Annotated in this window: 26 protein-coding genes and 1 riboswitch; of the genes, 9 read left to right on the top strand and 17 right to left on the bottom strand. The window is 68.9% G+C overall.

What is annotated here, in order from left to right; translation table 11 throughout:
• Positions 1 to 55 precede the first annotated feature (55 nt).
• The 5 genes from bluB to ASE61_RS17105 are packed head-to-tail and all read right to left on the bottom strand — an operon-like array spanning position 56 to position 4,389.
• Positions 56 to 667 carry a 5,6-dimethylbenzimidazole synthase gene (gene bluB / locus ASE61_RS17125; RefSeq protein WP_061968868.1) on the bottom strand — a complete coding sequence of 204 codons (612 nt, stop codon included), beginning with the start codon at positions 665 to 667 and terminating at the stop codon, positions 56 to 58.
• Positions 664 to 1,992, bottom strand: a complete 1,329-nt coding sequence (locus ASE61_RS17120) for a cobyrinate a,c-diamide synthase (RefSeq protein ID WP_061968867.1) — start codon at positions 1,990 to 1,992, stop codon at positions 664 to 666. Before ASE61_RS17120 ends, bluB begins: the two co-directional genes overlap by 4 nt.
• Positions 1,989 to 2,753, bottom strand: a complete 765-nt coding sequence (cobM, locus tag ASE61_RS17115; protein ID WP_061968865.1) for a precorrin-4 C(11)-methyltransferase — start codon at positions 2,751 to 2,753, stop codon at positions 1,989 to 1,991. The genes ASE61_RS17120 and cobM overlap by 4 nt, the downstream gene beginning before the upstream one ends.
• Entirely contained in the window at positions 2,750 to 3,142 is a 393-nt protein-coding gene (locus ASE61_RS17110; protein WP_061968863.1) for a cobalamin biosynthesis protein, read from the bottom strand. The genes cobM and ASE61_RS17110 overlap by 4 nt, the downstream gene beginning before the upstream one ends.
• The gene (locus ASE61_RS17105; RefSeq protein WP_061968862.1) at positions 3,139 to 4,389 is read right to left on the bottom strand and encodes a bifunctional cobalt-precorrin-7 (C(5))-methyltransferase/cobalt-precorrin-6B (C(15))-methyltransferase; all 1,251 of its coding nucleotides are present in this window, start codon (positions 4,387 to 4,389) and stop codon (positions 3,139 to 3,141) included. The genes ASE61_RS17110 and ASE61_RS17105 overlap by 4 nt, the downstream gene beginning before the upstream one ends.
• On the opposite strand from ASE61_RS17105, the gene ASE61_RS17100 reads away from it, so the two are divergent.
• Positions 4,388 to 5,152 carry a cobalt-precorrin-6A reductase gene (locus ASE61_RS17100; RefSeq protein ID WP_061968860.1) on the top strand — a complete coding sequence of 255 codons (765 nt, stop codon included), beginning with the start codon at positions 4,388 to 4,390 and terminating at the stop codon, positions 5,150 to 5,152. The two genes, ASE61_RS17105 and ASE61_RS17100, sit on opposite strands and share 2 nt — an antisense overlap.
• Here the strand turns inward: ASE61_RS17100 and cobJ are convergent.
• The 9 genes from cobJ to ASE61_RS17055 are packed head-to-tail and all read right to left on the bottom strand — an operon-like array spanning position 5,095 to position 14,381.
• A complete protein-coding gene (gene cobJ / locus ASE61_RS17095; RefSeq protein ID WP_061968858.1) occupies positions 5,095 to 5,886 on the bottom strand; it encodes a precorrin-3B C(17)-methyltransferase in 792 nt (263 codons plus the stop codon). The genes ASE61_RS17100 and cobJ overlap by 58 nt on opposite strands.
• On the bottom strand, positions 5,883 to 6,623 hold the full coding sequence (locus tag ASE61_RS17090; RefSeq protein ID WP_061968857.1) for a precorrin-2 C(20)-methyltransferase: 741 nt from the start codon (positions 6,621 to 6,623) through the stop codon (positions 5,883 to 5,885). The genes cobJ and ASE61_RS17090 overlap by 4 nt, the downstream gene beginning before the upstream one ends.
• Before the next feature lie 3 nt (positions 6,624 to 6,626).
• Positions 6,627 to 7,259 carry a precorrin-8X methylmutase gene (locus ASE61_RS17085; RefSeq protein ID WP_061968855.1) on the bottom strand — a complete coding sequence of 211 codons (633 nt, stop codon included), beginning with the start codon at positions 7,257 to 7,259 and terminating at the stop codon, positions 6,627 to 6,629.
• Positions 7,256 to 8,542 carry a precorrin-3B synthase gene (cobG, locus tag ASE61_RS17080; RefSeq protein ID WP_061968853.1) on the bottom strand — a complete coding sequence of 429 codons (1,287 nt, stop codon included), beginning with the start codon at positions 8,540 to 8,542 and terminating at the stop codon, positions 7,256 to 7,258. Before cobG ends, ASE61_RS17085 begins: the two co-directional genes overlap by 4 nt.
• Positions 8,539 to 11,982, bottom strand: coding sequence for a cobaltochelatase subunit CobN (gene cobN, locus ASE61_RS17075; RefSeq protein WP_061968852.1), 3,444 nt, complete (start codon positions 11,980 to 11,982; stop codon positions 8,539 to 8,541). Before cobN ends, cobG begins: the two co-directional genes overlap by 4 nt.
• 9 nt (positions 11,983 to 11,991) lie before the next feature.
• Entirely contained in the window at positions 11,992 to 13,047 is a 1,056-nt protein-coding gene (gene cobW / locus ASE61_RS17070; RefSeq protein ID WP_061968850.1) for a cobalamin biosynthesis protein CobW, read from the bottom strand.
• Positions 13,048 to 13,051: 4 nt separating this feature from the next.
• Positions 13,052 to 13,441 carry a DUF1636 family protein gene (locus ASE61_RS17065; RefSeq protein ID WP_061968848.1) on the bottom strand — a complete coding sequence of 130 codons (390 nt, stop codon included), beginning with the start codon at positions 13,439 to 13,441 and terminating at the stop codon, positions 13,052 to 13,054.
• A 10-nt stretch (positions 13,442 to 13,451) separates the two neighbouring features.
• The gene (locus ASE61_RS17060; RefSeq protein ID WP_061968847.1) at positions 13,452 to 14,192 is read right to left on the bottom strand and encodes a CbtA family protein; all 741 of its coding nucleotides are present in this window, start codon (positions 14,190 to 14,192) and stop codon (positions 13,452 to 13,454) included.
• Between the two features lie 12 nt (positions 14,193 to 14,204).
• Positions 14,205 to 14,381: a CbtB domain-containing protein gene (locus tag ASE61_RS17055; protein ID WP_061968845.1), complete on the bottom strand. Its 177-nt coding sequence runs from the start codon at positions 14,379 to 14,381 to the stop codon at positions 14,205 to 14,207.
• A 36-nt stretch (positions 14,382 to 14,417) separates the two neighbouring features.
• A riboswitch (cobalamin riboswitch) is annotated at positions 14,418 to 14,604 on the bottom strand.
• Positions 14,605 to 14,658: 54 nt separating this feature from the next.
• On the opposite strand from ASE61_RS17055, the gene cobU reads away from it, so the two are divergent.
• The 5 genes from cobU (at position 14,659) to ASE61_RS17030 (ending at position 18,802) form a co-directional block, all read left to right on the top strand.
• Positions 14,659 to 15,177 carry a bifunctional adenosylcobinamide kinase/adenosylcobinamide-phosphate guanylyltransferase gene (cobU, locus tag ASE61_RS17050; RefSeq protein ID WP_061968844.1) on the top strand — a complete coding sequence of 173 codons (519 nt, stop codon included), beginning with the start codon at positions 14,659 to 14,661 and terminating at the stop codon, positions 15,175 to 15,177.
• A gap of 13 nt (positions 15,178 to 15,190) precedes the next feature.
• A complete protein-coding gene (gene cobO, locus ASE61_RS17045) occupies positions 15,191 to 15,799 on the top strand; it encodes a cob(I)yrinic acid a,c-diamide adenosyltransferase (protein ID WP_061968842.1) in 609 nt (202 codons plus the stop codon).
• A gap of 97 nt (positions 15,800 to 15,896) precedes the next feature.
• On the top strand, positions 15,897 to 16,361 hold the full coding sequence (locus tag ASE61_RS17040; RefSeq protein ID WP_082617497.1) for an MgtC/SapB family protein: 465 nt from the start codon (positions 15,897 to 15,899) through the stop codon (positions 16,359 to 16,361).
• A 168-nt stretch (positions 16,362 to 16,529) separates the two neighbouring features.
• Positions 16,530 to 17,150: a TetR/AcrR family transcriptional regulator gene (locus ASE61_RS17035; protein ID WP_061968839.1), complete on the top strand. Its 621-nt coding sequence runs from the start codon at positions 16,530 to 16,532 to the stop codon at positions 17,148 to 17,150.
• Entirely contained in the window at positions 17,147 to 18,802 is a 1,656-nt protein-coding gene (locus tag ASE61_RS17030) for an acyl-CoA dehydrogenase family protein (protein WP_061968837.1), read from the top strand. Before ASE61_RS17035 ends, ASE61_RS17030 begins: the two co-directional genes overlap by 4 nt.
• A 4-nt stretch (positions 18,803 to 18,806) precedes the next feature.
• Here the strand turns inward: ASE61_RS17030 and cbiB are convergent, their stop codons facing one another.
• Complete coding sequence (gene cbiB / locus ASE61_RS17025) at positions 18,807 to 19,784, bottom strand: adenosylcobinamide-phosphate synthase CbiB (RefSeq protein ID WP_061968835.1); 978 nt, start codon at positions 19,782 to 19,784, stop codon at positions 18,807 to 18,809.
• A 20-nt stretch (positions 19,785 to 19,804) separates the two neighbouring features.
• On the opposite strand from cbiB, the gene cobD reads away from it, so the two are divergent.
• The 3 genes from cobD to ASE61_RS17010 all read left to right on the top strand — a co-directional run bounded on the left by cobD (position 19,805) and on the right by ASE61_RS17010 (position 23,103).
• Positions 19,805 to 20,815 carry a threonine-phosphate decarboxylase CobD gene (gene cobD, locus ASE61_RS17020; RefSeq protein WP_061968834.1) on the top strand — a complete coding sequence of 337 codons (1,011 nt, stop codon included), beginning with the start codon at positions 19,805 to 19,807 and terminating at the stop codon, positions 20,813 to 20,815.
• Between the two features lie 82 nt (positions 20,816 to 20,897).
• Positions 20,898 to 21,869: a D-2-hydroxyacid dehydrogenase gene (locus ASE61_RS17015; protein ID WP_061968832.1), complete on the top strand. Its 972-nt coding sequence runs from the start codon at positions 20,898 to 20,900 to the stop codon at positions 21,867 to 21,869.
• A gap of 19 nt (positions 21,870 to 21,888) precedes the next feature.
• Positions 21,889 to 23,103 carry an MFS transporter gene (locus ASE61_RS17010; RefSeq protein WP_061968830.1) on the top strand — a complete coding sequence of 405 codons (1,215 nt, stop codon included), beginning with the start codon at positions 21,889 to 21,891 and terminating at the stop codon, positions 23,101 to 23,103.
• Between the two features lie 56 nt (positions 23,104 to 23,159).
• Here ASE61_RS17010 and ASE61_RS17005 read toward each other — a convergent pair whose 3' ends face one another.
• Complete coding sequence (locus ASE61_RS17005) at positions 23,160 to 23,687, bottom strand: hypothetical protein (protein WP_061969167.1); 528 nt, start codon at positions 23,685 to 23,687, stop codon at positions 23,160 to 23,162.
• Positions 23,688 to 23,746: 59 nt separating this feature from the next.
• Positions 23,747 to 25,411 carry a GMC family oxidoreductase gene (locus ASE61_RS17000; protein WP_061968829.1) on the bottom strand — a complete coding sequence of 555 codons (1,665 nt, stop codon included), beginning with the start codon at positions 25,409 to 25,411 and terminating at the stop codon, positions 23,747 to 23,749.
• Positions 25,412 to 25,722: the final 311 nt, after the last annotated feature.

Below are 25,722 nucleotides of genomic sequence, written 5' to 3'. Positions count from 1 at the left end.
GGAAGGCCGGCCCCTCGGGCCGGCCTTTTCGTTTTGGGGCGTCATGTGACGACGCTCAGCTGCGTTCCCAGCCGGACCTGACCAGTTCGGGCTCGTCGCATTCCTCTTCCGGCCAGCCGACGCAGAGATAGGCGACGAGCTTCCACTCCGGCGCGGTATCGAGCGCTTTGCCGATCTCGCCGGGGTCGAGGATCGAGACCCAGCCGACGCCGAGCCCGTGGATACGCGCCGACAGCCAGAACTGCGTGATCGCCGCGACCACCGAATAATCGAGCATCTCCGGCATGGTGGTCCGGCCGAGGCCATGGCCGCGCTCGGTGCCGTGATCGCAGAACACGGCGAACTGGACGGGTGCTTCCCGCAATCCCTCCAGCTTCAGGCGAGCATAGAGCGCTGCGCGTTCGCCCTCATAGGAGGCAAGCGCATCCGCATTGCAGCGGCTGAAGCTTTCCTGCACGGCCGCGCGCTGCGCCGGCTCCGCGACGGAAAGCCAGCGCCAGGGCTGTGCATGTCCGACGGAAGGAGAAAGCCGTGTCTGGGCAAGCAGCATGTCGATCAGTTCGAGCGGAACCGGATCGCGCGTGAACCGCCGGACATCGCGCCGCCAGCGCAGCAGGTCCTCGAACTGCCGGGCAAAGGCCGCATCGAAGACCGGTGCCTGGCTCACGCCGATTCAGCCGTGGCGATGGCGTGGAAGAACGAGCCGGTCACCAGCCCGCGCCGGCTTCCGGCCGGGGCCGGCGCCGAACCATGCGGGTCGGTCACCACCGCAAAAGGCAGATCCTCGCCTTGCGCGGCGATGCTCGCATAATGGAATTCATGGCCGGTCAGCGCCGCGCCCGCCGGTCCGAGCGGGCCGTCTGCTTCCAGGACCGCCCGGCGATAGCCGAGATTCATCTTCCGCTTCGCGAAGGAGGTCTCGACCGAAAGCAGGCCGGCCATCTGATGCGCGACACCATCGGCATCGGTCAGGCTGCGGCCGAGAACCATGTAGCCGCCGCACTCGCCATGCACGGGCCGGGTCTCCGCGAAAGCGCGCAAACCAGAGAGGAAACGGTTCGCCGCCGCGATCGTGCCGGCATGCAGTTCGGGATAGCCTCCCGGCAACCAGCAGGCGTCGCAATCCTCTGGCGGCGCCTCGTCCCTGAGCGGCGAGAACGGCACGAGTTCCGCGCCTGCTGCGCGCCAGCCCACCTCGACATGCGGATAGACGAAGGAAAAGGCGGCATCGCGGGCAATCGCGATCCGCCGTCCGGGCACGGGCAAGGGCGGGGACCCGCCGTCGCGCGTTGCCGGAAGCATGGTGGCACCAGAAGCTGCCATGACCGCATCGAGATCGACCGCGTTCGAGACAGCCTCTGCCAGCGCATCGAGCCTTGCATGCAGATCGGCGGTCTCGCCGGCCTGAACCAGCCCGAGATGGCGCTCCGGCAGGATCAGGCTCGCCTCTCGTGGCAAGGCGCCCAGCACGGGCAGGCCGATGCGCTCCATGCCCTGTCGCACCAGGCGTTCATGCCGGGCGCTCGCGACCTTGTTGAGGATGACGCCGGCGACACGGATGCGCGGATCGTAGAGCTTGCAGCCGAGCGCGACCGCCGCGACCGATTGCGCCGCACCGGAGACGTCGATGACGAGCACGACCGGCCAGCCCGTCAGCGCGGCGATATCGGCGCTGGCGCCGGTATGGCCCTCAGGGCCCGGCACGGCGTCGAAGAGCCCCATCGAGCCCTCGGCAATGACGATATCGGCGGCATGAGCCGCTTCGCCCGCGATCCGCCCGAGCAGGCCGTCGGTCATCGCGTAGCTGTCGAGATTGGCACTCGGCGCGCCGGTCGCGGCGGCATGGAAGGCCGGGTCGATGTAATCCGGCCCGCATTTCAGTCCGCGTACGGTAAGGCCCCGCCGCGCCAGCGCGCGCTGCAACCCGAGCGTGATCGTGGTCTTGCCGGAGCCGGAGCGCGGCGCGGCGATGAGCAGGCCGCGCGCGCTCATTGTCCGCCCCGTGGCCGGAAGCGGCGGTCGTAGTCGATCGAATAGAGCGCGCTCTCGCCAAAATCATCGGCCGCCAGCGCCGGCCCGACGAGGATCAGCGCGGTGCGTTCGAGCGCACTGGCGCGGACTTTTCCGGCGATATCGGCGAGCCTGCCTTGCAGCACGGTCTCATCCGGCCATGTCGCGCGGAACACCACTGCGACTGGGCAATCGGCACCGTAGAACGGCGTCAATTCCGCCACGACCTGTTCGATCACATGAATCGAGAGGTGGATCGCCAGCGTCGCGCCCGAAGCGGCGAAGGTTGCGAGCTTCTCTTTGTCCGGCATGGCCGAGGCGCGGCCGGAGGTGCGCGTCAGCACCAGCGATTGCGCGACGCCCGGCAAGGTCAGCTCGCGCTTCAGCACGGCGGCGGCGGCGGCGAAGGCCGGGACGCCCGGCGTCACCGTATAGGGGATGCCTGATCGGTCGAGCCGGCGCATCTGCTCAGCCGTTGCGCTCCAGATCGAGAGATCGCCGGAATGCAGCCGCGCCACATCCTGCCCGGCGCGATGCGCGGCTTCCATCTCGGCGATGATCGCGTCGAGGGCGAGCGGGGCGGTATCGACGATGCGCGCGCCCGCCGGGCACCAGTCGAGCATCGCCTTGGGGATCAGCGACCCCGCATAGAGGCAGACGGACGAGGCCGCGATCAGGTCGCGTCCGCGCAGGGTGATGAGATCGGGTGCGCCGGGGCCGGCGCCGATGAAATGGATGGTCATGCGGGGCTTCTGGCGAGAGCGCAGGTGACGCGCGCGGTTGCGATGCGCGGCTGCACCAGTTCGCCGCCGGGTCCCGCCGCGGCCAGCGCCGCAGCCTCGGCCACCGAGCCGACGCCGTAGAGCGAGGCGATCCGGGTCGAGCGTGTCGCGCAGGCGGCCTCGAAACCCTTCAACGCTTCGTCGGGAATGGCGACGAGCTCGGCCGCGCGCTCATGGGCGGCGGCGACCATGCCGGCCTCCGCGACGCGGCTCGCGAGCGTGGCGAAGCGCGGGGTCTGCGTGCCGGCAAGCCCTGCGCTCGCCAGCGCTTGGTCGAGACAGGCGAGGATATCCGCGGCCTGCGTGCCGGGCCGGATGCCGATGCCGGCAATGAGGCGGCCGGTGCTCAAGGCTTCTCGACCCGCCACTGCGTCACCGGCATGGCCGGGCGCCAGCCATGCTTGCCACCGACAGGCGCGAGCCGGTCGATCGAAATGCGGCGCAGCGAACCGCCATGCTCGGCATGGAGCGCGGCGAGTTTCGCCTCGCCCTCGATCGTCACGACATTGGCGACGAGCCGCCCGCCCGGCTTCAGCGCCGCCCAGGCGGCGTCGAACAGGCCTTCCTCGGTCAGGCCACCGCCGATGAACACGGCATCCGGCGCTTCGCGTCCGACGAAGCCGGCCGGTGCCTCACCGACCACCTCGACGGAAAGCCCGCCCAGTTCGAGCTTGTTTCGCCTGATCCGTTCGGCCCGTTCCGGCTTCGCCTCGAAGGCGATCGCCCGGTTGCGCAGATGGCGCTGGCACCATTCGACCGCGACCGAGCCCGAACCGGCGCCGACGTCCCAGAGTAATTCGCCGCCGCGTGGGGCGAGTGCCGAGATCGTGATCGCGCGGATTTCCGACTTGGTGATCTGCCCGTCATGGGCGAACCACTCCTCGTCGAGTCCCGGCGCCAGCGGCAGGATGCGGGAATCGTGGGTGGCAGCGACCTCGACGGCGATCAGGTTGAGCGGCACGATATCGTCGAGCGCGAAGGCGTCGGCGCGGCACTCACGGATCCGCTCCTGCGGCCCGCCGAGCGATTCCATCACCGTGATGCGGCTCGCGCCCATGCCGCGCGCGGTCAGGAGTTCGGCGACGGCGCGCGGCGTCGTCTCGTCCCAGGACAGGGCGAGGATGCGCGCCTCCGGCTGCAGATGCGGCACGATCCGGTAGAGCGTGCGGCCATGCAGCGAGACCAGCGCGCATTCCTCCTGCGGCCAGCGCATCCGCGTGCAGGCCATCGAGAAGGAGGAGAGCTGCGGGATGATCCGCATCTCCTCAGGCGGAATCGCCCGGCTGATGCTGTTGCCGATGCCATAGTGGAACGGATCGCTGGTCGCGAGAACGCAGACCTTGCGGCCGCGCTCTTTCAAAATTTGCGGCAGGGCGTTGCGGAAAGGCTGCGGCCAGGGGCGCAACTCGCCCGGAACGGAGCCGACCAGCGCGATATGCCGCTCGCCGCCGAAGACGATCTCGGCCTCGTTCAGCGCGGCAAGCGCCTCGCGGCAAAGGCCGACGGCCCCGTCCTCGCCGAGACCGATCAGCGCGAGCCAGGGCGCGGGCGTCTCATGGCTCGACAGAGCCTCCGATTCACGCAAAACTGGCGACATGACCGTCCTCATCCTTGGCGGAACGAGCGAAGCTGCTGCGCTTGACCAGCACCTGGCTGATCAGGCTCCCGATATCCGTGCCATTATCTCGCTGGCGGGCCACACCGTCGACCCCCGCCCGACCAATCTGCCGGTTCGCACCGGCGGTTTCGGCGGCGTCGAGGGCCTGAGGCGCTATCTCGTCGACGAGGGTATCGTCGCCGTCGTTGACGCGACCCATCCCTTCGCCGCGATCATGCCTTTCCATGCCGAGCATGCCTGCAAGGCGGAAGGCGTGCCGCTGCTCGCCATCCGGCGCGAATCCTGGAAGCCGCGCGCCGGGGACCGCTGGAAATCCGTGCCCGACATCGAGGCCGCGGCGCAGGCGTTGGGAGACGAACCGCGACGCGTCTTCCTCACGGTTGGTCGGCTCGAGCTTCCCGCCTTCGCGGATGCTCCGCAGCATCGCTATCTTGTGCGGGCGATCGAGCCGATCGGCGACCGCTTGCCGGTCCCGCATGTCGACGTCATCCAGCAGCGCGGCCCCTTCGACGCCGATGACGAGGAGGATCTGATGCGCCGCGAGGGCGTCGAGATCCTGGTCAGCAAGAATTCGGGCGGGCCGGCGACGGTCGGCAAGCTCGTGGCAGCGCGCCGGCTCTCCCTGCCGGTAGTGATGGTGGAGCGCCCGCCCAAGCCCGATGTCGAGGCCGTCGACCATATCGATCAGGTCCTGCCCTGGCTGGTGGCGCAAGGGCTCTTCGCCACCGAACGCGGCGTGTAGACGTAAGGCGCGGCGCCCTCGCGGGCGATCAGCCGCGTGCTCGACGCGCCGATCATCACCAGCGTCGCCATGTCGGCCGTGCTCGCGGCTGCAACCGCTTCCGCCAGCGTCAGGATGCGCAGGTTTTCGTCCGGTCGCCCGACTGCCCGGGCGAACAGCACGGGTGTCGCCGCGTCGCGCTGTTGCGCTGCCAATTCCAAAGCCTTGCCGAGCTGCCAGGGCCGCGCCTTCGAAATCGGGTTGTAGAGGCAGATCACCAGATCGGCGGCGAGCACCGCTTCGAGGCGTGCCGTCACCACCTCCCAGGGCTTGAGATTGTCGGAAAGCGAGATCGCGCAGAAATCCCCGCCGAGGGGCGCGCCGGCTCGCGCTGCCGCCGCTAGCATCGCGGTGATGCCGGGCTCGACTGTGATCGGCAGCGCACGCCATTCCGCCGGTCCGGCCTCCAGTGCTTCGAACACCGCCGCCGCCATCGCGAAAACCCCGGGATCGCCGCCCGAGACCACCGCGACGATCCGACCTTCTGCCGCCAGTTGCAGCGCATGCGAGGCGCGCTCAACCTCGACGCGGTTGTCGGAGGCGTGCTTGGTCAATCCAGCCCGCTGGGGCACTCGGTCGACATAGGGTCCGTAGCCGACGATATCGGTCGCGGCATCGAGCGCCGCCTGCGCAGCCGGCGTGATCCAGTCCGGTGTGCCCGGCCCGAGCCCGACGATGGTGAGCGAGCCCGTCACAGGCGCCGCCCTTCTCCGGGCACCAGCACCATCGCGAAATAGGGCGCCTCGTCGTCGGCCTTGTCGGCGAGCCGCGCCACGACCTGCCGCGCCATCGTCGCGCGCTCGACATAGATCGCGCGGCCTTCCAGCCCGGCGGCGACAAGCGCGCGGCGCACCTTCGGCAGGTTGCGGCCGAGCTTCATGATCACGGCGGCGTCGGTATCGGCGAGGCGCCGCGTCAGCTCGGCTTCCGGTAGTGTGCCGGGCAGCACGGTCATGACGTCGTCGCCCCAGGTGATCGGCGCGCCGGCCTCGCCCCAGGCGCCGGTCATGCCGGTGACGCCGGGCACCACCTCGGTCGGAAAGCGCTGCGAAAGTCGCCGCCACAGATGCATGAAGGAGCCGTAGAAGAACGGGTCGCCGTCGCAGAGTACGGCGAGCGTCCGGCCGGCCTGCATCTCCGCCGCGAGCCGTTCGGCCGCCTCTTCGTAGAAAGCGGCGATCGGCCCGTCGTAATCCGGCTCGCCGACGCTGGCTTCGATCGTTACGGGGAAGGCGAGTTCGATCTCGCGGGCCGGATCGGGCGCTATGATTGCATCCGCCGTGCTGCGGGCGTTGCCACGTCGGCCGCGCTTGCAGAAATGCACGAGACGGTCGGCGGTGGTGATGATCTCGTGTGCCCTGACCGTCATCAGGTCCGGCGCGCCCGGCCCGAGCCCGACGCCGTAGAGCAGGGTCCTGTTCGTCCCGCTCATCGCCTATTCCTTGTCCTGCGCCAGCGCATTGACGGCGGCTGCCGCCATGGCCGAGCCGCCGCGTCGTTCATGCACCACGACGAAGGGCACGCGCCCGTCCTTGGCCAGTGCCGCCTTGGATTCCGCCGCCCCGACGAAGCCGACGGGGATGCCGATCACGGCGGCCGGCTTGGGTGCTCCGGCGTCGAGCATTTCCAACAGGCGGAACAGCGAGGTCGGGGCATTACCGATCACCACGACTGCGCCGGCGAGCCGGGGCTTCCAGAGCTCCATTGCAGCGGCCGAGCGGGTCGTGCCCAACTGCGCCGCCAGCGCCGGAACCTGCGGATCATCCAGTGTGCAGAGAACCTCGTTGTTCGCTGGCAGGCGGGTGCGAGTCACGCCATTGGCGACCATTTTTGCGTCGCAGAGGATGGGCGCGCCGCTCCTGAGCGCGGCTTGCGCGGCCTCCGCGAACCCGGCGGACATTTCGACATCCCTGGGTAGGTCGGTCATGCCACAGGCATGGATCATGCGGACGACGACGCGCTCGGCCGCGCCGCTGAAGCGGGCGAGATCGGCCTCGGCGCGGATGATGGCGAAGGAGCGCTGATAGATCGCCGCGCCGTCCTGAATGTAGTCGTATGCCTTGTTCAACCCTGCGATCCCGTCGTGCGCAGGGCCTTGGCCAGCCGCGCGTGAATGTCTTGTCCGGGCTGCAATCGCGTGAGCAGCGCCGAAAGGTCAAGCGTCGCGACCGGCTTGTCCCGCGTCGTCCCGCTCAGCACGACGTCGTAGTGCCCGTCTCGCCCGACCAGGGTGAGGTCGGCAGCCGCCGGATGGGCGCAAGCCTTGATGCAGCCGGAGACGTGGAGCGTCGCGCCTACCGCCAGCAGGTCGGCCGCAGCTTCGGCGAGCGTTGCTGCATCCGCCATGGCCGGCGCTTCGGCACGCGAGCAGGCGGGGCTGCCGGCACAGGCCTGCACCGAGAGACGGGGGTCGTCGTCCTGCGTGATGAGTTCGAGACCGTCGGCCCGCGCCAGCAGGCTCTCGGCTTCGGTGCGATCGAGATCGCGGAAGGCGAGCCCGCGCCAGGGTGAAAGCCGGATATCGGAAACCAAGCCGGCCCCGGCACCGAGCCGGTCCAGTACGGCGGCATCGCAACGGCCGAAGGGCAGGCCGATAAGCGCTGCGAACCGATCTCCTTCGAGCGCGAACAATCCCGCGCGCCGTGGCGGCGGGCGCGATGCGGGGGCGGTGGCTTCAGGCAGCGTGGTCAGGCTCGTCAGAACTTCGGGTGACAGGTCCCGCAGGCGGCGGATGTGATCCGGGGCTGCGGCTCGCCGCGCCGCGAAGTCGCGCAGGATCGCCGCCACGGTTGGTGCGGCTTCGGTGACCGGGATAGGGCCAAGCCAGAGACGATCGGCGAGGCACAAGGCTGCGCTCGCGGTGCCCACTCCAACCAGCCGGATATCGCCGGAGAAGCCACTGAGGGCCTGTGCGCCGCCATCGTCTACGACGATGCCAAGCTTGGCCGGCAGGCCGGGTACGGTACGAGCGCGCTGCTCGATCTGTGCAGCCAGAGCGGCGGCGTCGATCAGGCCGTCCGGGTCTCGTCCCGCCAGCGGCGAGACCAGCGTCACGCGGTGGGGGCCGTCGCCTTCGTGCTCGTCGACGAGCTGCTCTGCCAGCAACCGCTCGACCAGCCTTGGATGGCTCTCGGCCGTCACGCCGCGGATCTGCAGGTTGGCGCGAGCCGAAATCTCGATCAGCCCGTTGCCATGCTCACCCGCCAGCGCCGCGATACGCCGCAATTGCGCGGGCGTCAGCTTTGCGCCGGGAGGATGCAGCCGCACCAGCCAGCCGTCGCCGGTCTCCATCGGCCTGAGCGTGCTCGGGCACCAGCCGCGCCGCAGGGCTTCCTTGGGAAGGGCATTCATTCTGCCGCCTCCCGCGCCAGAAAGGCACCGACAGAATTCCGCCGGCTGCTCCAGAGCCCGCGCCGCGCCGCTTCCGCCAATCGCGAACGGATCGAGGCCGCAGCCGGCGCATTGGCCGCTTCCAGTGCTGCCCAGACCTGCGGATCGGCGCAATAGGCCTGGAACACGGCATCGAACAGCCCATTCGCGACGGCATCCGTGCTCGCCGCGAAGACGAAAAGCGTGTCGACCGCCTCCGCTAGTTCCGCCGCCCCGCGCCAGCCATGGGCGAGCTGGGCGGCAATCCAGCGTGGATGCGTCAACCGGCCATGGACGATGCGGGCGATGTCCTGCGCCAGCGTGCGCGCCTTCGGCGCTTCCGGGTTCGAGCTGTCGAGACTGTAGAGCACGGGATCGGCGCCGAGCGCCTTCGCCGCTGCCGCAAGTCCGCCGATGACGTCCGCGGCGCTGCTGGCTTCGAGGATGTCGCGCCCGGCGGTATCGCTGACATGGATGAAGGCGTCGGAGGTCTTGATCCGCGCGGCAAAGCTGGGATCGGCCGTGCCGACCCCTTCCGGTCCGCCATAGGCATGATCCGAGGCGGCGAGATAGGCCGCGCCCAGCTCGTCGCGCTGCGCCCAGTCGCCGTCGAGCACGCGGTCCGCCATCGCCGCGCCATAGCGGCCGGGCGCGGCTCCGAAGATGCGCGCGCTCTGCTCGCCGCGCCGCCGGGCAGCGGCCGGCTCGTTCCAGTCATCTGGCTCGTCCAGCGCAGCCACGGCGCGTGCGGCCTGGTCGAGCAAGGCGATTTGCCCCGGAAACGTATCGCGGAAGGTGCCGGAGATGCGCACGGTCACGTCGAGGCGCGGATAGGCGAGCTTCGGCTGCGGGATGATGCTGAAGCCAGTGACGCGGGTCGAGGCGTTGTCCCAGAGCGGCTCGACGCCCATCAGGGCGAGCGCGTGGGCGATATCCTCGCCGCCCGAGCGCAGGGTCGGCGAGGCCCAGAGGTCCATGACGACCCGGCGGGGGTAGTCGCCGTGATCCTGCAGATGGCGCGAGACCACCGCCTGTGCCGCGAGCAGGCCGAGCCGGGTGGCAGCACGCGTCGGGATCGCCCTGGGGTCGAGCGTCGAGAGATTGCGCCCGGTGGGCAGCACGTCCGGCCGGCCTCGATGCGGTGAGCCGGCGGGGCCGGGCACGACGAAGCGGCCGTCGAGGGCGCGCAGCAGATTTTCACGTTCGTTGCGGGCTGAACCCGGGTCGATCTCGGATTGCCCGAAAATGTGCAGACCGTTGCGGAAGGGCAGTTCGGCGATGTCGCAGAGATGCGCGTCGAGCCGCGTCAGTGCCTCGTTCATCTCGGTATCATCAGCAACACCGCAGGAGGCCGCGAGCCCGGCCGCTTCGGCGCGGGAGCGGATTTCGGCTGCGACGATATCCGCGCGGCGCGGATCGAGCACCTGCGCCTGCGAGAATTCCTCGACGAGGTCACGCAGCAGGCCGGTCTCACCCGCGGTTCCCGTTTCAGCCAAAGGCGGCGGCAGATGGCCGAGCGTGATGGCCGACAGCCGGCGCTTGGCCGGCGCGGCCTCGCCGGGGTCATCGACGACATAAGGGTAGATCACCGGGAGCCCGCCGACCGCGAGCCGTGGCCAGCATGCGGCGGAAAGCGCGACCGCCTTGCCCGGCAGCCATTCCATCGTGCCATGCGTGCCCAGATGGATCAGGGCATCGATGGCTTCGGATTGGCGGAGCGCGAGATAGAAGGCGAGATAGCCGTGGCCAGGCGGGGCGTCGGGGTCGTGATAGCGCGCCTTGCGGTCGGGCGTGGCGTCGCGTGGCGGCTGCAAGGCGACGGTGAGGTGGCCATAGCGCACGGCGCGGAAATGGAAGGCGCCATTGCGGCAAGCCGGGTCGGTCTCGGGCTCGTCGTGGCTGGCGGCGAGGGCGTCGCGCGCTGCGGCGGGGATGGTCGCGAGCCAGTCGCGATAGGCCGCAAGCGGGAGGCTCAGGCTTGCAGGGCCTGCGGTGAGCGAGGCCATCAGCAAGGCCCCCTCCGTCAGTCCCTCATCGTCATCCCGGACAAGCCGCGTCAGCGGCGCCGATCCGGGATCCACGCCGGAACGCAGCTCGGAAAGGCTCAGGCATGGATCCCGGGTCTCCCCTTGGTCGCCCGGGATGGCCGGCGAGGGGGTGTTGGTGGACGAGCCAACCTCATATCCCGCGCCTGCCAGCAAGTCCCTGATCGCGATCACGCTTGCGGGCGTGTCGAGACCGACGGCGAAGCCGGCCCGGCCGCCGCGTGCGGGATAATCCGACATCACCAGCGCGAGCCGGCGTTCGGCGACGGGCTTCCGGGCCAGCGCGATCCAGCCATTAGCCAGATCGGCCAGTGCCGCGATGCCGTCGGCATCCGGTATGAGCTGGCGGATGGACAGGCCGGTCGCCGGGTCGGTCTCCTCGGCCTTGAAGGCGACCGGCACGGCGCCGATGCGTCCGTCGAATTCGGGGAGTGCCACCTGCATGGCGAGATCGGCGGCGGAAAGCCCGCGCGGCGAGGCGTCCCAGGCTTCGCGCGGGCTGCCGACCGGCACGGCTTGCAGGATCGGGCAATCGGCGCCGTCGAGCACGAAATCGGCACCTCCACGCGCGGAAAAGGCGGTGGTGGTGACGATCAGAGCCGGCTTGCGTATTGCGATCAGCGCCGCGAGTTCGGCCGTGGCCGACGGGTCTTTCAGGCTGGTCAGCGCGAGCGGGAGGGGGGCGAGATCGCGGGCGGCGAGGGCGGCGGCGACCGCCTCGCCCATGGCGGTATCGCCGGCCGCGACGCCGGAGCGATATTGCAGGACTGGGACGAGCGGCTTGTCGGCGGAAAGGGCGGCGAGCGCCTCGCGCCAGGGCAGGGGCGTGCCGTTGCGGCTGAGCGCGAAGAAGGAGGGCAGCGTGAGCGGAGCGAGGTCCTGAGCGTCGTGCGACGCGGCCAGGTATCGCCCGGTCTGCTCGAGCAGCCGCCGCATGTTCGCGGCGCCGCCGCCAGCCTGGAAATAGGCCAGCAGTTCGGCTGCGAAACCCGCCGGCACCGTCGCATGCTCGCCGAGGCGCGGGTCGTCGCGCTCGTCGCCGGGCAGGATCGCAAGCGGAATGCCGCGCTCGCGGCAAGCCGCGCCGAGCTGCTCGATGCCGTAGCGCCAGTAATCGAGCCCGCCGAGGCAGCGCACCAGCACGAAGCGGCATTGCGCAGCCGTCTTCTCGATCAGGAAATCGACCGAGAGGGGATGCTTCAGGCGTCGGAGCGGCGCTAGCCGCACCGACAGGTTGCTGTCACCTGCCGCCACCGCCAGCGCCGAGAGGTCGCTGTCGGTGAAGGACAGAACGAGCACATCTCCCGGCGGCAGGGCGAGATCGACGGCGTCCTCGCCGTCGTCGAGCCTGATCTCGCTGGTCGGGAGGAGGTGCATCGGCCGATGTTACGCCCCCGCGAGAGCCGCTTCCACGGCCTTGAGATCGAAGCCCTTGAGCCCGATCACGGTGAGGCGGCCGTCGCGCGGCTCGCTCGCACCCCAGGCCCGGTCGAAATGATGACCGACGCGGCGGCCGACGCCCTGCACGACGAGGCGCATCGGCTTGCCCGGTACGGCTGTGAAGCCCTTGAGCCGCAGCACGCCCTCGGCCTCGGCGGCCTTGGCGACGCGCGCCGTCAGCTCTTCCGGCGACAAGCCGGCCGGCAGCGGCAGGGCAACCGAGTCGAAATCGTCATGGTCGTGATCATGCTCGCCCTCACCATGATGCGAAGGGCGCGCGGCGAGGTCGCTTTCGGCGGCAGCGCCGAGGCCGACGATCAGTGCCGGCTCGACCTTGCCATGGGCGGTCTCGACGATCTTGATCGCCTTCGGCAGGTGTTCGGCGATCTCGGCCTTCACCCGCGCGCGGCCGGCTTCGTCGACGAGATCGCTCTTGTTGAGCAGGATCAGGTCGGCGCAGAGGATCTGGTCCTCGAACACCTCTTCCAGCGGGTTGTCGTGATCGACCGAGGCGTCGGCGGCCTTCTGCGCCGCGACAGCTTCCGGATCATCCGCGAATTGGCCCTCGGCCACCGCCGGGCCATCGACCACGGCGATGACGCCGTCGACGGTAACGCGCGAGCGGATGGCCGGCCAGTTGAAGGCGGTGACGAGCGGCTTCGGCAAGGCGAGGCCGGAGGTCTCGATCAGGATATGCTCGGGTGGGTTGGGCCGGTTCAGCAGCTTCTCAAGCGCCGGCACGAAATCGTCGGCGACGGTGCAGCAGATGCAGCCGTTCGGCAATTCGACGACGTCCTCGTCGCTACAGCCGGCGATGCCGCAGCCCTTCAGGAATTCGCCGTCGAAGCCGAGATCGCCGAATTCGTTGACGAGCACGGCGAGCTTCTTGCCCTGCGCATTCTCGAGGAGATGGCGCACCAGCGTCGTCTTTCCGGCGCCGAGGAAGCCGGTGATGATCGTGCAGGGCGTCTTGCCCAGGTTCGTGGTCTGCGGAGCGTTCATGATGTCATCCTTGCTGGCGCGCCGGCAAAGGCGGCACGCGCGCGACCACGCCCTTGCGGAAGGACTGCGGCCGCTCTTTCCAGGGAACGATGCCGTTGGCGCTGGCGGCATAGGCCTCCGCCGCGCCGACGATCTCGTCGAGATGGGTGTCGGTGTCGAGATCGCCGATCAGATAGGTCCATTTGCCGTCGGCGCTGAGCGCGATGGTGCAGGGCCGCTTGCAGACGCAGAGGCACTCGACGGGCAGCACGGGGATCGTGCTGCCCTTGGCTTTGAGCTGTGCGGCGAGGCGCTCGGCCAGTGCCAGACCCGGCTGGTCGTAACCCTCCGGGAGATCGGCGCGGGCACGGCGGCAGGCCGTGCAGACATGGATCGTGAGGTCACCCTCGGACATTGGTTTGCCTTCAGGCTTCGGCGGCCCGGCGGGTCGCCCGTGGCCAGAGCACGCCGACCATGAAGGCGGTGACGAGCCAGAGTGCGGCCTGGATGCCGAGCGAGAGCGACGCGAAATGGGCGGCGACCTCGGCCGGAACCTTGCTCTCCGGCGCGGCCGGATGCGGGGCGCCGACGACATGCGGCAGCAGGATCAGGACGATCGCCACGAGCTTCAGCCAAGGCTGATCGAAGCGCAGGAACAGGAACAGCCCGACCCCGGTGACGATGGCGGTCCAGAGCCACCAGAGCTGGCGCTGTTCCAGCGCAGCCGAGGCCGCGCCTGGCAGTTCCGGTGCCAGACCCATCGCCGGAGCGAGCCCGAGCGCGAGGAAACCGCAGGCACCCCAGACAAGCGCGCTGCGCTGGTCGATGCCGTCGCCGGCCGCGATCATGCCGGCCAGCAGCAGCGCCGCGAAGCCGATCGCGGTCGCGATCGTCACCGCGCCGGTGAAGAGGGTGCGCTGGAAGCCGTCCTGCGGCTTCCATTCGGCATGGTCGTGGCCGGGGGCGTCGCCGGCCGGGCCATGCGCGAGGATGATCTTCGCCTCGCCGTCGATCGCGGCGAGCGCCGGCGCTTTCAGCGCGAGTGCTGCCTCATAGGTCTCTGCCTTGAGGATCAGCGGGGTGGTGGTGACATGCTGCAGGGCGGCGACGATCAAGCCAGCCAGAAGCCCGGCCAGGATGCTGACCGTGAGAACACGCGTGATCATGGATGCTTTCCCTCAGTGGCAGGGAAAGGCGAGGCCGTGACGGGTGTCGTGCGCGGCGTTGTGGACATTGGTCGAGGCCGCGAAGCCGGTCGTGTAAATCAGCGCGACGCCGATCACGAGCGCGGCTGCAACCGCCTTGACGCGTTCCGAAACGCTGAGTGTGGGGGTGGAAACCGAAACGGTGTTCATATGCGTTCTCCGTGGCCGCCCCGCCGGCAGCCGGTTGGATCTCTGCGGGTTGACGGCAGGTCTCCTGGCTCACGGACTTCGCGTCCCTTGCCGCCTTCCCGGAGCGGGCGCTCCAGTGGCCGATGGCGAAGGACATCCGCTTACAGTTGCGGGGGCAGCCGCGGTCTCGCACCGCGTTCCCTTTTCACCTCCTCGCGGAGGCACCGTCAGCGACGATCATTAGCCTTCGCCGTGCCGCTGTGCAATGCAGGATGGTCTTTTGAACCCTGCTTCCACGATGCCGAACGAAATTTCCCACCTCACCCTCGTCCTCGGCGGTGCCCGCTCCGGCAAGAGCCGCCATGCCGAGGCGCTGATCGAGGCTTGTCGAGCGCCCTGGAGCTATATCGCCACCGCCCAGGCTTATGACGACGAGATGCGCGCGCGCATCGCCGAGCATCGCGCCCGCCGCCCGGCCGGCTGGCAGACGGTCGATGCGCCGCTCGACCTAGCCGAGGCGATCGCCGCCCAGCCGGCGGGCCGGCCGGTTCTGGTCGATTGCCTGACACTCTGGCTGACCAACCTCATCCTTGCGGAGCGCGACACGGCCGCTGCGCGCGAAGTTCTGATCGCCGCTTGCGAGCGCGTTTCCGCCCCGCTCGTCCTGGTCGGCAACGAGGTCGGGCTCGGCATCGTGCCGGAGAACGCGCTCGCCCGCCGCTTCCGCGACGAAGCCGGGCGGCTGCATCAGGCGCTTGCGGCGCGTGCGGCCAGCGTGGTCTTCATGGTCGCCGGATTGCCGATGCGCGTGAAATGATGCGGATTAGATAATGACCAACACCGAAGACGCCGCCCGCCACAAGGCGAAGATGGAGAAGCGCAAGGCGGTACAGGACGCCGAGGTCGCCTCCAAGACGCTCGAGAAGGGGCTGCTGATCGTCAATACCGGCCCCGGCAAGGGCAAATCGACGGCGGCTTTCGGCCTGATCCTGCGGGCGCTCGGCCATGGCTGGCGGATCGGTGTGGTGCAGTTCATCAAGGGTGCCTGGTCGACCGGCGAGCGCAAGGCGCTGGAAGCCTTCGGCGATCAAGTGAGCTGGCACAGCATGGGCGAGGGCTTCACCTGGGAGACGCAGGACAAGGCCCGCGACATCGCCGCCGCCGAGCGCGCCTTCGCCAAGGCGAAGGAGTTGATGGCCGATCCCGACATCAGGCTGCTGGTGCTCGACGAGCTCAACATCGCCCTGCGCTACGACTATCTGCCGCTGGCCGAGGTCGTGACGACGCTGGCGGCCCGCCGGCCGGACCTGCACATCGTCGTCACCGGCCGCAACGCCAAGCCGGAGCTGATCGAGGCTGCCGACCTCGTCACCGAGATGACGCTGGTGAAGCATCATTTTGCCGCCGGCGTGAAGGCGCAGGAGGGGATCGAGTTCTAAAAGCGATATCTCACTGGCTGCCGGCTCTCCGCAACGGAACGAACGCGAGCGGTTCTCATGCGTTCTTGCCCTCGATCATCGTTTTCGGGGGTGGGCCATGAGTGGTTTTCTGTGGGGAGAGCTGGATCTGCTGCTCCGGTTGCTGGCTGGTATGGCTGCCGGCATCGTCGTCGGCTGGGAGCGGACCAACAAGCAGCGGGCGGCTGGGATCCGCACTTTCGGTCTGGTCGGATTGGGCACGGCCGCTGCCGCGACGATCTTCAGCGAACCGCAGGAGGCTGACGCCGCCAGCCGCGTCGTCCAGGGCTTGCTGACCGGGATCGGTTTCCTGGGTGCGGGCGTCATCGTCCTGCGCCGGGGCGATTCGACGCCGACGGGCCTGACCACGGCCGCGGCGATATGGGTCACCGCCGCGCTCGGTTGCGCCGCCGGGCTCGGCGATTATGCCATCGTGGCGTCGGCAACGCTGCTCGCGCTCGTCCTGCTCGCCATCGATCATTCGGTTGAGCGCTGGGCCGGCCGCGGCGAGGCAGCCGGAACCGGCGAGGCGCCGCCTTCCTGAGTGCTGGGCTGACTCGAATCCCGACATCAGGACTCGCCGGAGCATGCCGTCGGCGACCTGAGCCTCCGGTTGCTCTGCGCTGCTGCTGGCCCCCGACTGCCGCCCTTGACGGCGGTTAGCTATCTCTTCAAATTGAATCCGAATTCAAATTCAATATCGGGACCGTGTATGGCCGGTATCGCACCGAAACAACCGCGCAAGGCTGGAAAGCGGGAAGCCATCCTCGCCGCTGCGCGCGGAATCGTCTCGGAGGTCGGCTTCCACGAGACGTCGATCGCCGCGGTGGCCTCGGCCAGTGGTGTCTCGACCGGCAGCGTCTATTCCTATTTCGCCTCCAAAGCCGAATTGATGGCCGAGATCGTTGCGGCCGTATCCTCGCGCGAGCTTGCCGTGCTGCGTGAGATCGCATCGAACGACGCGCCTGTCTCCGAACGCCTGACCGCCGCCGTCGAGGCCTTCGCCCGGCGCGCCTTCGCCAATCGCCGCCTTGCCTGGTCGATGATCGCCGAGCCCGCCGATCCGGCCGTCGATGCGACGCGGCTCGACTACCGGCGCGAGATCGCCGGCATTTTTCGCGCGCTCGTCGTCGAGGGCGAAGGGCAGGGCGCCTTTCGGCCCGTCGATCCCGATGCCGCCGCCGCGATGATCGTCGGCGGCTTCATGGAGGCGCTGATAGGTCCGCTCTCGCCGGACCGTCCGATCACGCCCGAGCGCGGTCGCGAGATCGCTGCGGCTCTCGCCGATCTCTCCCTCGCCGCATTGATCTCCCGTGAAGGACAGGCCGCATGACCACGCTCGATGCTTACGGCTACGACACGCATGAGGTGCTGAATCAGGCCCCGGCGCTGGCGGATTACGACGCCTTCGCCGCCGATCCGGCGCTCGGGCCGATCCTCGACGCCTTCGGCGCCGGCTGGTTCCGCGAGCAGGCGAGCGTAGTCGGCGGTCATGTCGGCTCGCAAGCGGTGCAGGATCTGGCGCGGCAGGCCAATCGCAGCCTGCCGGATTTGCGCACGTATGACCGCTGGGGTCGGCGCGTCGACCAGATCGAGTTCCATCCCGCCTGGCACGAATTGATGGAGCTCGCGATGCGCGACGAGTTCCATTCGCTGTGCTGGACCAAGCCACGAGCCGGCGCACAGGCGGCGCGGGCGGCGGTCTCCTATCTCTGGAACCAGGGCGAGAACGGCATTTGCTGCCCGCTCGGCATGACCTATTCGGCGATCCCCGTCCTGCAGCGCGATCCCGCGCGCTGGGCCGAGTTCGGTCGTTTGATCACCTCCTCCGATTACGACGGCCGCCCCTTGCCGGCTGCGCAGAAGCGGGGTGGTACGGTCGGCATGGCGATGACCGAGAAGCAGGGCGGCTCGGACCTGCGCCAGACCCAGACGGTGGCGACCCGCAATGCCGACGGCACCTATTCGCTGACCGGCCATAAGTGGTTCTTCTCCGTTCCGCATTCCGACGTCTTCCTGACGCTGGCGCGCACGGAAGAGGGCGTCTCCTGCTTCGTTGTGCCGGGCTGGCTGCCGGACGGGTCGCGCAATCGCCTGCAGATCCAGCGGCTCAAGGACAAGTGCGGCAACAAGTCGAACGCTTCCTCCGAGGTCGAATTCCGCGGCGTGATCGCCCATCTCATCGGCGAGCCCGGCCATGGCATCCGCGCCGGGCTGGAGATGAATCACTATACGCGGCTCGATTTCGCCATCGGCTCGGCCGGTTTGATGCGTCATGCGGTGGCGCAGGCCGCGCATCACACGGCGCACCGCCGCGCCTTCCAGAAGGCGCTGATCGACCAGCCGATCATGGCGAATGTCATTGCCGACCTCGCGCTCGAAGCGGAGGCTTCTGCCTGGCTCGCCTTCCGCTTCGTCCATGCGCTCGACCGCGAGGGCGACAGTGAGGCGGAGAAGCTCATCGGCCGCATCGGCGCGCCGATCGCGAAATACTGGAACTGCAAGCGCGCCACGCCGGTCGTGGTCGAGGCACTCGAATGCCATGGCGGCAACGGCTTCATCGAGGACCATCTGATGGCGCGGCTTTATCGCGAGGCGCCGCTCAACGGCATCTGGGAAGGCACGGGCAATGTCGTCTGCCTCGATGTGCTCCGCTCGATCCGCCGCTATCCGGATTGCGTGCCGGCTTTGCTCGACGAGTTGCGCGCCGCCCGCGGCAGCGATCCCCGCTACGACGCGTTTATCGCCGAACTGGAAACCGACCTCGTCGATGTGCTCCGCCACGAGCATCTGGCGCGGCGCTTCGTCGAGCGCATGGCACTGGCCCTGTCGGCCTCGCTGCTGATCCGTCACGCGCCGCATGCGGTTGCCGACGCCTATGTCGCTTCGCGATTGGCCGGCGGCTGGTCCGGTCATTTCGGCTCGCTGCCGCAGGGCGCCGATCTGCAGGCGATCGCGCGGCGGGCCGTGCCGGTGCCGAACTGAGCTTTCAGAGCAGCGTCAAGGCCGCGAACAGCGCCGCCAGCGCCCAGAGCAGGCCGCAGGAGCGGTTGTAGAGCGCGAGCGCCCGGCGGATATCTACGGCATTGGCCTCGGCCCGGCCATCGCCCATCCAATGGTCGTCGACGCGGGTCTCGCCATAGGTGCGCGGCCCGGCGAGGCGCAGGCCCAGTGCGCCCGCCATCGCGGCTTCAGGCCAGCCGGCATTGGGCGAGCCGTGCTTGCCGGCATCGCGCCGCACCGCCCGCCAGGCGCCGCCGGCATCCGCCGCCGGATCGAGTGCCGCCGAGACCACCAGCAGCAGTGCCGTCAGTCGCGATGCCGGCAGGTTGACGAGATCGTCGAGCCGCGCCGCCGCCCAGCCGAAGGCGAGATGGCGCGGCGTGCGGTGGCCGATCATCGAATCGGCGGTGTTGATCGCCTTGTAGGCGGCGATGCCCGGCAAGCCGCCAACACCCAGCCAGAAGGCCGGCGCGGTGATGCCGTCCGAAAAATTCTCGGCGAGGCTTTCGATGGCGGCGCGCGAGACGCCGGCTTCGTCCAGCGTCTGCGGATTGCGCCCGACGATCATCGAGACGGCGCGTCGCCCGCCTTCGAGCCCATCGCGCTCCAGTCCCTGGGCGACGCGGGCGACATGCTCATAGAGGCTGCGCTGGGCGATCAAGGTCGAAGCGAGCAGCGCGAGCGGGATCAGGCCGAGAAGCCCGAAGGAGAGGCACAGGTGCTGGACCAGCGCCGACAGCGCGATGACGACGGCGAGCAGAAGCAGGAGCGCCAGCACGCCCATCGCCTTGCGGGCCGCGAAGGATCCAGTCTCCCGGTTCAGTCCTCGGTCGAGCCAGCCGATCAGCCTGCCGATCCAGGTGACGGGATGGCCCATCACGGCATAGAAGCGCTGGGGATAGCCGAACGCCGCCTCGATCGTCAGGGCGAGCACGAGCAGCGGCAGGCTGGTGGAGAGGTTCATGCGGGGGCGCGGGCAGGGTCGTGGCTGAGGACGGTATCTGGCATGGCGGCGATCTCGCCACGGCCCGCGCGCTCTTTCCGGAAGCGCCTGAGCCCTGGATCGATCTCTCCACCGGGATCAATCCGATCCCCTATCCGCTTCCGGCGCTGCCGTTAAGCCTCTGGACGCGCCTGCCGGGCGCGGATGACGAGGCGGCGTTGATCGCGGCTGCCCGCACCGCCTATCGCGTCCCGGCTCAAGCCGGCATCGTCGCGGCGCCCGGGACGCAGATCCTGATCGAATTGCTGCCGCGGCTGGCGCCCTCCGGTCCGGTCATGATCCTCGGCCCGACCTATGCCGAGCACGGCCATGCCTGGCGCAAGGCGGGCTATGCCGTCAGCGAAGCCGCTACGCCTGCCGAGGTGGCTGCGACCATTGTCGTGGTCAACCCGAACAATCCCGATGGGCGCGTGCTGTCGCTGGCCGAGATCACGAGCCTTGCCGCGCATTGCGCCGCCCGCGCCGGCCTCCTCGTCATCGATGAGGCCTTCGCCGATTTCACGCCCGAAGCCAGCATCGTGCCGGGTTTGCCTGATGGCACGATCGTGCTGCGCTCCTTTGGCAAGACCTATGGCCTTGCCGGGCTGCGACTCGGTTTCGCCATCGGCGCGCCCGAGCCGATGGCGCGGCTCAAGGCAGCGCTCGGTCCGTGGTCGGTCGCCGGTCCCGCGCTCCATGTCGGCGCCATGGCGCTGTCCGATGGCGGTTGGCTCGCAGAAACCGGCGCGCAGCGTGCCCACGATGCCACCCGCCTTGACGCCCTGCTCGCCCCGCATGGCCGGATCGTCGGCGGCACGACCCTGTTCCGCCTCCTCGAAACACCGCAGGCGGCGGCGCTCTTCGCTTGGCTCGGCCGGCACGGCATCTATGTTCGCCGCTTCCAGAATGCGCCGGATCGCCTGCGCTTCGGTTTGCCTGGCGACGCGGCCTCATGGTCGCGCCTGCATGCCGCGCTGGCCGTCGATGCCCCGGAAGCATCGCCATCAGCGTGAAGCTTGCATGCGGTGGATGCGGGGACAGGAGCCGGTATGGCGGCTAACGTCGGCCGAACAAGGAATCGGGGAGAGACGACGCATGGCATTCCTGCCGCCGGAAGGCGACCTGACGATCGGCTTCGCCCATGCCGCCTATCAGCTTCGGGACGAGTTCCTGACGCGCGGCCGCACTGCGAAAAGCTTCGAGGTCAACAGCCTCGACGATCTGCGCGAGCGGGCGCCGGAAGCCGATGTGCTCGTCGTCTCCGGGCTCTGGCGCAACGACCTGCTGCCGCGATTGCCGAAGCTGCGTTTCATCCAGTCGATCAGCGCCGGCACCGACCAGTTCGACAAACCGGCGATCGGCGCCGCCGGCATTCGCCTCGCCAGCGCCCAGGGCAGCAATGAGCGGGCGGTCGCCGAGCATGCGATGTCGCTGATCCTGGCGCTGACCCGCCAGATCCATTTCGCCCGCGACAACCAGGCGAAGCAGTTCTGGCGCCCGATGATCGGCGACAGGGCGCTGCGCGAGGATGAACTCGGCGGCAAGACGCTGGTCATCGTCGGGCTCGGCCGCATCGGCCTGCGGCTGGCGAAATTGGCGGCCGCCTTCGACATGCGCGTCATCGGCGTGCGCCGAAGCGCCGAGGCGCAACCGCATGTCGAGGCCGTCATCCATCCGAGCAAGCTCGCAGAGGCTGTGGCCGGCGCCGATTTCGTTGCCCTGACCTGCCCGCTGACACCGGAGACGGAGGGGCTGATCGATGCCCGCATCCTCGGCGCGATGAAGCCGAGCGCTTTCCTGATCAATGTCGCGCGCGGCCGCGTCGTCGACGAGATGGCCTTGCTCGATGCGCTCGGCAACAGCGGCATCGCGGGGGCCGGGCTCGACTGTTTCCATGAGGAGCCGCTGCCGCCGGTCTCGTCGTTCTGGCGCATGCCGCAGGTCATCGTCACCCCGCACAGCGCTGGCGAGACGCGCGCCTATGAAGGCAATGTCGTCGATATCCTCCTGGACAATCTGGGTCGCCTCGAACGCGGCGAAGCGAACCTGCGCAACCAGATCGTCTGAGCGACAGCAGGTGGCGGCGATGGCTTCGCCCAGATTCCTCCGGCCGGGCGGCCCTTCGCTGATCCCCGCGCTCGGCGTGACGCAGGTCTTCGGCTACGGCACGCTGTTCTATGCCTTCACCGTGCTGGCGCCGCGTATGACCGCTGATTTCGGCTGGGCGCCGGAATGGACCTTCGGCGGTTTCGCGATCGGCCTTTTGCTGGGTGGCGCCGTCGCGCCCGTCACTGGCAGCCTGATCGACCGCTACGGCACGCGGCTGGTGATGACGATCGGCTCCGCGCTGGCCGGCCTCTCGCTCTTCGCCTTGGCCGAGGCGCGCGGCATCGTCAGCTACACGCTCGCGATGGTCGCCTTGCAGGCGGTGACCACCGCCGTGTTCTACGACGCTGCCTTCGCCGCGCTGACGCAGGCGCGCGGCAGCCAGGCGCGCCGCGCCATCAGCCAGCTCACCCTGATCGGCGGCTTCGCCTCGACCCTGTTCTGGCCGCTGACCTCGAGCCTGCTCGGGATGTTCGACTGGCGCGGCGTCTACCGGCTCTACGGCCTCTCGCAGTTCCTGGTCTGCCTGCCCCTGCACCTGTTTTTCCTGCCCGGGCGGGTGAAGCGGCCGGTCGTCGCGCAGGCCGTGGATGCGGCTACGCCAGCCCCGCAGGAGCCGGAGCTGGCTTATCTCCATGGCGATGCGCGCCGCCGCGCCTTCCTGCTGCTGGCGCTGGCCTTCTCGCTCCAGGGCTTCGTCGTCTCGGCTATGGCGGTGCATATGCTCGCGCTGCTCCAGGGCTTCGGGCTCAGCGCGGCCGTCGCGGTCGGCATCGGCGCGATGCTCGGGCCGTCGCAGGTCGCAGGTCGCCTTGTCGAGATGCTGTTCGGCCGCGCCGTCTCGCCGGTCACGACGGCCTGGGTCTCGGGCTGCCTGATGCCGCTCGGCCTTGCCCTGCTGCTGCTCGGCGGTTCGCTTCCGGTCGTCGCCGGGCTCTTCGCCATCGCCTTCGGCATCAGCATGGGGCTGAGCTCGATCGTGCGCGGCACCGTGCCGCTCCAGCTCTTCGGTCCGGTTGGCTTTGGAGCAACCATGGGCAAGCTCTCGGCGCCGGGGCTCGTCATCAAGGCGGCGGCGCCGCTCGTCTTCGCCGTCTCGCTGGAGCGCGGCGGCGTCATGCTCTCGACGCTGCTGCTGATCGCCTTCTCGGCGCTTGCCGCCGGCGCGCTTTTCCTGCTGGCGCGCAGCCGCTAGAGCATTCTCGAGCGAAGTGGACACCGGTTCGCGTGAAGAAAATGCGGCAAAAAGACTTAGGCCAGCATCGTGCGCCACCAGTGGCGCACGGCATCGCGTGTCCGCATCGCCAAGCCATAGGCAGCCGTGGCCCTGACCCGGGCAAGCACGCCGTCGCGCACGCGCACCACCTGTCCCATGATCCAGGCGAACCAGCGATAGCGCAGCAGTTTCTCGCGGCCGGCATGATAGATCCGCTCGACGAAGACGAAGCTCATCAGATGCGCGAAGGCGGTGACCACCAGCCCGGGCCAGAACTGCCCGCGCGCAAACAGCACGAGGCCGAAGAGCTTCAGCGGCTCGGCAATGGCGAAGGGGACCGCCAGCGCCAGCAGGACGAGCGGCGGCGGCAGGGCAGCAATGCTCTCCTCGAGCCGGCGCATGACGCGCAATTCCGCGAGCCGGCGCAGCAGCGGCCGGTAGAGCGGCCGCAGGAGCTCGTCGAGGACGACGAAGACGGTGATGACGGCGCGCAGGACCGCGAGCAAGCCACGTGTGAGCGGGCCACGCTCCGGTGCTGATGGGGGCGGAAGATCTTCGGTCATCGCAGCCGATTCATAGGCCGGGATTTGCGGCAATTCCATGCCGCCCGGCGCGACAACCCCTACCGGCGTGCGTCTTCCTTGAGCATCGCTACGCCCTTCTCGGCGATCATCATCGTCGGATTGGCGGTGTTGCCGGATGTGATCGCCGGCATCACCGAAGCGTCGATGATGCGCAGGCCCGAAACACCGCGCACGCGCAGCCGCTCGTCGAGAACCGCGCCCGGATCATCGTTGCTGCCCATCCGCGCCGTGCCGACCGGATGGAAGATCGTTGTCCCGAGCTTGGCGGCGGCGTCGAGCAAGGCGTCGTCCGACTGGACCGCTTCGCCCGGCATGTATTCCTCGGGCCGGAAGCGGGCGAGCGGCGTCTGCGCCACGATGCGGCGCGTCAGCTTCATCGCGTCGACCGCGACCTGCCGATCCTCCTCGGTGTCGAAATAGTTCGGCGAGATCACCGGAGCATCGCGTGGATCGGCCGAGCGCAGATGCACGCTGCCGCGGCTGGTCGGCCTGAGATTGCAGACGCTGGCCGTGAAGGCGTCGAACGGGTGGAGCCCTGAACCCCAGCTGTCGAGCGAGAGCGGCTGGAAATGATATTGCAGGTTCGCCGTCGCGTATTGCGGCGAAGATTTCGCGAAGGCGCCGACCTGCGATGGGGCCATTGTGAGTGGGCCGGTGCGCAAAGCCGCCCATTCCAGTGCCATCAGCGGCCGGCGCCAGAGCCTGGCATAGTCGCTGTTCAGCGTCTTGACGCCCTGGACCTTGTAGACCGGCCGGATCTGGAGATGATCCTGCAGGTTCTCGCCAACGCCGGGCGCATCGACCAGCGTCTCGATGCCGAGGCTCTGCAATCGCGCTCCGCCGCCGATGCCGGAGCGTTCGAGCAGGAGCGGGGAGGCGACGGCACCGGCGCAGAGTACGACCTCGCCATTGACCTCGACCCGGAGCTTTTCCTCGCTCGGCGTGCCCAGCCCATGGGTGAATTCGACCGCCTTCGCCCGACCATCCTCGAAGACGATGCGCTCGACATGGACGCGGGTCTCGAGTCGGAGGTTATGGCGCTCCTTCTGCTCGAGCAGCGGCTTCAGGAAGGCGCGATAGGCGCTGAGCCGCCGTCCGCGCCGCTGGTTCACCTGGAAATAGGAGGAGCCTTCATTGTCGCCGGTGTTGAAATCCGGGATCTTGGCGATTCCGGTGGCTTCCGCCGCATCGCGGATCGCATCTAGGATCGCCCAGCGCACGCGCGGATGCTCGACGCGCCATTCCCCGCCGGCCTTGTGCAGCCCGCCGGGCGGCGGCGCGATATGGTCCTCATGCGCAAGAAAATAGGGCAGCACGTCGTCCCAGCCCCAGCCGGAAAGGCCGCGCTGGCGCCAGCCGTTGTAATCGGCGGCCTGGCCACGCATATAGACCATGGCGTTGATCGCGGAGGAGCCGCCGACCACCTTGCCGCGCGGATAGGCCAGCGCCCGCCCGCCGAGGCCGGCTTGTGGCTCGGTCTGGAACAGCCAGTCGGCGCGGGGATTGCCGATCGCGAAGAGATAGCCGACCGGGATGTGGAACCAGATCCAGTCGTCCAGGCCGCCGGCTTCGAGCACCAGGGTCTTGGTCTCCGGATCGGCCGCCAGTCGGTTGGCGACGACGCAGCCGGCGGAACCCGCCCCGATCACGACATAGTCGAAGGTGCCGATCAGGCGACGGTCGGGGGAGGCGGAGTCAGGCATGGCGTTTCCGGTAGCACGATCAAGAGGCCATCTATCGTCGCGGCCGATAGGCAATCTGGCATAGCTCGGCATGGGGCGACAGCGCGCGGAAATGCGCCCTTCGTCGGCGGCCACCATCGCTCCAAATTCCCTGGTAACAGGGAATTATTCTGGTAACAGGGAATTATTAGGGATCCGCGAGCCTAGGGCAGCCTCGAACGCGCGGCGCGCATCCTCGACGCGGCCGCGCTCGTGCAGACCGATCAACTGAGACAGCACATGATCGTCGACACCGCGATCGAGCGCGGAACTCAACTGGCTCAGTGGGGTGA

This window comes from Allobosea sp. Root670, from assembly GCF_001429415.1.
GTDB classification, from domain to species: Bacteria; Pseudomonadota; Alphaproteobacteria; order Rhizobiales; family Beijerinckiaceae; genus Allobosea; species Allobosea robiniae.
The sequence above is the reverse complement of the archived record's forward strand: the minus strand, read 5'-3'. Positions and strand labels throughout refer to the sequence as shown.